Genomic DNA, 5,961 nt, shown 5'->3' on the forward strand with positions numbered 1-5,961 from the left:
TTAACTGCAACCACAGTAGAAGCAGTTGTTGATCCACAACCATTAGCATCTGTAACAACCACCTCGTATGTTCCAGCATCAGCAAGTGTAACATTAGAAAGAACAGGGTCTTCATCTGTGCTGGAAAATCCATTTGGTCCGGTCCAGGAGAAAGTATAAGGGCCTGATCCTCCGGAAACATCAATTGAAATAGTTACAGCATCTCCAACGCAGGCAGGACTGTCATTATATATATTATTAACAACAGGATTATCATTAACCGTGACGGTTATAGTTTCTGTAGCTTCACAATTTGCAGGATTATTGGTATCAATAATGGTAAGATTATAGTTATAATCACCACTATTATCAATAACTGAAGGATCGGAAACAGTAACCGTATGTCCAATTTGACCGCCTACAGGTAACCCGGGACCTTCCCAAATATATTGGTATCCTGAAACAGGTGCATTGCTATCTTGTAAAACGATCGATTCTCCTTCGCAAACAGGACTGTTTGAAGAAGGATCAGGAACAGGATTATCGTATCCAAATACTTCAGTCTGTCCACTCATGAAGACAGTACACCTCGGGTCACTGTTTCGACGCGCTTCTATTGTATATATAACAGGTGATGCAGAAGGATCCGGAGCAGGAACAGTAAAATTCAACGGGACTCCATCATCTCCGGGGATAAAGCCTGGCTGCTCTACACCATCTTTATACAAAAAATATTCATACCCAGACTCGGAGTTACTTAAAGTAACTGTACCTGTAGTGCCACTACACAAGTGAAGCTCTGCAGGAGTAACAGTATAAATTTCCGGACTTTTATACACATATGTCCAGTCATAATCTCCTCCTGCTGTAATATTTCCATCATAAAACTGAAATTGAAAAAAGATAGCATCCCCATAAAACTCGGAAGGTACTCTGTCAGGGAAAAATCTCACCCCATTGTTCGGGTCTGTTCCAATAGGATCAACCCATCCGTTATGTTCCTCTTCGTTTCCTCCAACATTGGTTTTAATGGTCCAAACAACCCTTATGGTACCTGAAGGAATATCTGCCGGATCTAAATAAATGTCAGCATAACCTCCCTGAGAACAATAATTTGCATCCAAAGATGTTATAACTTCGGGACTGCGGGCTCCACGTTGAATAACAGGAAGCTCAATTTTCTCAACAAAACCTCCTTCATCGCGACCCTGCCCAAAAGAATCAAGGCCCGAAAGAACGAACAACAACACAAATAAAAAAACGAAAGACTGTAAACCTCTCTTCATGGCATATAGTTTAGGGTTATCTGCTTTCCTTTAGCGGCAAAAACAACTTCACAATCAGCAAAAATATATTTATTAAACTATTTTTGAACACGTTCATAACATTAATTTATCAACAAAATGAACTTTTCTTCCCTTTAATATATCAAAAGACTATCATTTATTGCTAAATGAATCATCAAACTTTTTAAGAATTTTCTTAAAAAATCGAAGACAAACTTAATGAATAAATCTAAAAATCAGCCCCTTATAAAAAAATCATTGACGAAAAGCCAACACTTTTTGACAAACACTAATTACTTTTATGTTTCCAATTTAGAACATATCTAAATTCTCACTAAAATTTTGTACGCATCTTAACACACCATTGTTTCAAAACATAGAACAATTAAGGTTTTCACAAAATCATGTTATTATAATTTCATCGCGCAAATCACATATTCGTCCTTAAACTATAGAAGTTAACCAACATTTATTAACAGTTCGTCAAACAACGACTCCTTTCAGCTTTTTTGGTATAGTCTTTTATTCTGCCAAAATAAGATTGGTAAAAAGAAACATTCAGAAATGGCCTCATGCTCTAATTCGTACTCGTCTATAAACTCGTAAAAATTTTTACATTATGTGTGTCTGTCCAGAAAGTGTTATTTACAAGGCTTGCAAATTCCGAAAATACGGAGTTTACTCATCGTATATGCGTAATTTTCGGACAAGCGTAACACAGTAAATGACACTTTATGGACAGACGCTAATTCAATAATTTTTCCAGCAAATGTGGCTTCTCCTCCAACGCGAGGCGTGCAATTTTCAGATAATCGCTCAACCAGTCCTGTAAAGCCACAAGCTGATGACGTTTCTTTTTTGTCATCTCTTTAGACAATTCTTTTGCATGTTCAAAACGGGTATTTAATTCTTCAAGCTTTTCAAGATCATCAAGAATATGACTGATATCGGTTTTCTTCACTCCAAACCCTGTAAGAGCTTTCATCCACTTTTCTTCGGCAATCAGATTCTTGCAAAATAAGTATACCTGACGATACCAGTCGTCAAACTGTTTTGCTCTCGGACCTTCTAATCCCAAAGCTTTCTTTGCCATATTGTCGTTATCGAAAACAATCCGGCCAAGCTTAATAAAACGCATATATCTCTTTTGCAAACTTCTCTGAAGATCGCTCTTTTCACCATTTAATTGAATTCTTCTTCTCCTGGCAGCTTCCTGTTCCTGGTTTATTTGTCGCAAATTTTCCAGCAATTGCCTGCCCCTCTCCATCTCTTTTAACCCATAGCCAAAGGTAGACAATGAGGAAACAAGGGTTTGATCCGTAAGGCTTTGCCCCAGTACTTCATCTACCTTATTTACAAAGTTCTCAAATTTCAACTTTGAATAATGCATATCTTTTCTTAAAAAGTTTAATCTGATTAACTTATGCAATATCTTAAATAAATTTGAAAAAGCAAATTATTTTTTTAATTTTCTGAAAAAATATTTTATATGAAATTTTAACTCAGAATAAAAATATTAATAATCGAAAGAGAAAATTCATAAAAAATAATTTATAATGAATAAATATTTAGATTTTCTAAGAAAGTTAAATAGATATACAAATAGAACAAATGAACAAAACAATAATAGTGGTCTTATCGATAATGGATCAGAGAGCATGGAGCATGGAGCATGGGGCATGGGGCATGGAGCATAGGGCAACATGCAGCAGAAAAAATGGTTCTTAAGAATGGCGAAAAGTGATAGAAGGATATTGCCGAGAAACAGTGTTCCCGCAGGCCCAGGTTCAACGCTGTATTATCTATATGGTCAGAAGTTCCACTCGTTTGACAGGCACTAAATGATTACCAGTGTTGCCCCGTACCCATACTCCCTGAATGAAGCATCCTGGAAGCTGTGGCTCTTGTAACGCGTATTTAACTGCCGGCGTACTTCATGCTTCAGGGTACCATTGCCAATGCCGTGAATAAAAACAATCTTTTGTCCTTTGTTTTTAAGATTTTCTTCCATGACTTCATGAAATTTATCCATCTGAATTTTCAACATATCCGCGTTGGATAGTCCGCGAATATCATCCAGTAGCTCATGAATATGAAGATCCACCTCAATAATGTCAGGACGTTTCTGTTTTTCGGGAGAAGGCTTTTTTCTGACCAGTTCCCCCTTTTCTTTTAAAACATCACGGGTTTCCTTTTTGGTAAGATTTTCAACCTGACGCTCCAATTCGGTTTTAATAATGGGAAGCAATACTACATTATCATAGAAAAAATCATTGCTTTTAAAAGCATTTTCTCTGAAGAATTTATTGGCTCTGATTTTTATTATTTCATTAACGGGCTCAAGCAATCTGAATGGTTTGTCATTCCTGTACAAAATAATTTGAACATGCCAGCTTGTATCCATCTTAGCGGCAGAAAATCCATCAAGAAACTCTTTTGTATTGGGTTGTATGCGTCCATTAAAAAGTTGCCGGGCAAGACCATCTTCCCCGATCTCCAAAATAAGATATAAACAATAATAATTACTATCGTTTACAATATGAAGATCAACACATTGGTCACCCTGGGGTTTCCCACCATCCAGAAAAGCAAGATAAACGCGGGGGTTGGCATCATCATGGCTATCTTCAATGAGCGGAGGTTCTTCTTCTTCAAGGTCGGGCATTTCCGGATCATAACCATCTTCATTTTGAATTTCTTTTTTCCCGTGTTGGGAAGATTTTTCTTTGACATCTTCTTTTCTTTCAACCACTAAAACTTCCGATGACGGCATAGGAATCTCAAATCCTATCTCATCTTCAACATATATGATTTTCCCTTCGACCCGGGTGACTTCGCCACCGCCAACATCGTTCAGAAATCTTACTTTATCGCCTGGTCTGATATCCATATTCTTCATATTACACCCATTTTGATGCAAAGGTAAAAAAACAGATTTCTTTTTTTAAACTGATCACTACAGCCTAATTTTACGGAAATATCTATATTTGCCGACTGACAGTTTAATTAGTGTCTGTCCATAAAGTGCCATTTACTGTGTTACGCTCGTCCGTAAATTTCTCATTTACGATGAGTAAACTCCGTATTTTCGGACTTCGCAAGCCTTGTAAATGACACCTTCTGAACAGACACATGATAAGCAAAATACTTTCTCGACTTTATAGACAGGCTCTGATTAAAAACAAAACCGAATCAAGTCAAACAATGCACATACCCATCGATCAATACAACTACCATCTGCCTTCGGAGAGAATCGCCAAATATCCATTAGAAAAACGTGATCATTCGAAACTCTTACTTTACAAAAAAGGACAAATCAGTGACCACATTTTCCGTGAATTGCCTGATTTACTCCCTCCAAATGCTATGATGGCCTTCAACAATACGAAAGTAATCAGGGCGAGACTTCCATTCAGAAAAAAAACAGGTGCCCGCATCGAAATTTTCTGTCTGGAGCCCGCTCATCCTACAGATGTAGCCCTCGCTTTTGAACAAAACCGGGAGGTAACGTGGAATTGCATGGTGGGAAATCTGAAAAAATGGAAAGAAGGATCACTCGAAACAATCGTAAATACAGGAAAAACTGAAGTTTCGCTTAAAGCCGAAAAAGTAACAAAAACTAACGATGGTTATGCCATACGCTTTAGCTGGAATAATCCTGAATACACTTTCTCGGAACTAATGGAAGCCATGGGCAAGACTCCAATTCCTCCTTATCTGGAAAGGGAATCGGAGGAAATTGACATTAAACGCTATCAAACTGTCTATTCCAAAGAACAGGGTTCTGTGGCTGCTCCTACAGCAGGATTGCATTTCACAACAGATGTAATGAATAAATTGAAAAACAAAGGCATATCCCTTCAAAATCTGACGTTACATGTCGGAGCCGGAACTTTTCGTCCGGTAAAAAGCAAAACCATTGCCGGCCATGAAATGCATACCGAACATTTCAGAATTTCAATCGAAACATTAAAAAACATAAAAAATCACAAAGGCCCCCGGATAGCTGTTGGCACAACCTCCCTTCGCACCCTTGAATCCCTCTATTGGGCCGGGGTACTGAGCGGCATGGATCAACCCTTTCATCACATCAAACAATGGACACCATATAATATTACATCTTCACTCCCTTTTGAGGAGGCTCTTGAACAACTTATCAATACCACAGAACAAGCAGGAAAAATCTTCTTTGAAGGTTCTACTGCAATCATCATAGTTCCAGGTTATAAAATCCGCACCATTGATGCACTGATCACCAATTACCATCAACCACGTAGCACCTTATTATTACTCGTGGCAGCAATTATCGGCGATCACTGGAAGCAAATTTATGACCATGCGCTGAATAACAATTACCGTTTTTTAAGTTACGGGGATTCATCTTTGCTGTGGTACAAGTAGTTAAATCATAATAGTCTTTGGACACCCCGGGTAAGTATTATTCCCCGTTTTCACGTTTTCGTAGTTCCTCCTCAAGAATGGCTTCCACATCGGCAGCACATGAACCGCAGACAGTGGCGGCATCCGTTTCATCCTGAACCTCCTCGAAGGTACTAAGATTCTTCTCGCGTATTGCATTGATAATATCTTCTTTTGTGAGTTGAAGGTGACGACAAACAATATCGTTTCTATCAAAATCGGTCATACTTTGTTTTTTTAATAGTTCATTAGATTTTCAGATGTAAGATTTAACCTG

General features: G+C 38.0%; 6 protein-coding genes. 2 read left to right on the plus strand and 4 right to left on the minus strand.

Annotation, left to right across the window (positions count from 1 at the left end):
* Window positions 1-1,265, minus strand: a 1,265-nt coding sequence (locus tag OQ5_RS21375) for an immunoglobulin domain-containing protein (RefSeq protein WP_044107985.1), incomplete at its 3' end; no start/stop codon positions are given.
* 745 nt (window positions 1,266-2,010) lie between these two features.
* The gene (locus tag OQ5_RS0116015; protein WP_016778457.1) at window positions 2,011-2,655 is read right to left on the minus strand and encodes a hypothetical protein; all 645 of its coding nucleotides are present in this window, start codon (window positions 2,653-2,655) and stop codon (window positions 2,011-2,013) included.
* A gap of 166 nt (window positions 2,656-2,821) precedes the next feature.
* Here OQ5_RS0116015 and OQ5_RS23635 point away from each other — a divergent pair, with 166 nt between their 5' ends.
* A complete protein-coding gene (locus tag OQ5_RS23635; protein WP_016778458.1) occupies window positions 2,822-2,962 on the plus strand; it encodes a hypothetical protein in 141 nt (46 codons plus the stop codon).
* Between the two features lie 140 nt (window positions 2,963-3,102).
* On the opposite strand, the gene OQ5_RS0116025 is transcribed toward OQ5_RS23635, so the two are convergent.
* Complete coding sequence (locus tag OQ5_RS0116025) at window positions 3,103-4,164, minus strand: DUF2027 domain-containing protein (protein WP_016778459.1); 1,062 nt, start codon at window positions 4,162-4,164, stop codon at window positions 3,103-3,105.
* Window positions 4,165-4,469: 305 nt separating this feature from the next.
* Here OQ5_RS0116025 and OQ5_RS0116030 point away from each other — a divergent pair, with 305 nt between their 5' ends.
* On the plus strand, window positions 4,470-5,666 hold the full coding sequence (locus OQ5_RS0116030; protein WP_026055342.1) for an S-adenosylmethionine:tRNA ribosyltransferase-isomerase: 1,197 nt from the start codon (window positions 4,470-4,472) through the stop codon (window positions 5,664-5,666).
* 37 nt (window positions 5,667-5,703) lie between these two features.
* Here the strand turns inward: OQ5_RS0116030 and OQ5_RS0116035 are convergent, their stop codons facing one another.
* On the minus strand, window positions 5,704-5,910 hold the full coding sequence (locus OQ5_RS0116035; RefSeq protein ID WP_016778461.1) for a (2Fe-2S)-binding protein: 207 nt from the start codon (window positions 5,908-5,910) through the stop codon (window positions 5,704-5,706).
* Window positions 5,911-5,961: the final 51 nt, after the last annotated feature.

Source organism: Anaerophaga thermohalophila str. Valhall, assembly GCF_000250735.1.
Lineage (GTDB): Bacteria > Bacteroidota > Bacteroidia > Bacteroidales > Marinilabiliaceae > Anaerophaga > Anaerophaga thermohalophila_A.

Bases quoted from the DNA above. Each gene is read 5' to 3' on its own strand.
- OQ5_RS0116025 (WP_016778459.1), bottom strand. From the start codon at position 4,164: ATGAAGAATATGGATATCAGACCAGGCGATAAAGTAAGATTTCTGAAC.
- OQ5_RS0116035 (WP_016778461.1), bottom strand. From the start codon at position 5,910: ATGACCGATTTTGATAGAAACGATATTGTTTGTCGTCACCTTCAACTC.
- OQ5_RS0116030 (WP_026055342.1), top strand. From the start codon at position 4,470: ATGCACATACCCATCGATCAATACAACTACCATCTGCCTTCGGAGAGA.
- OQ5_RS23635 (WP_016778458.1), top strand. From the start codon at position 2,822: ATGAATAAATATTTAGATTTTCTAAGAAAGTTAAATAGATATACAAAT.
- OQ5_RS0116015 (WP_016778457.1), bottom strand. From the start codon at position 2,655: ATGCATTATTCAAAGTTGAAATTTGAGAACTTTGTAAATAAGGTAGAT.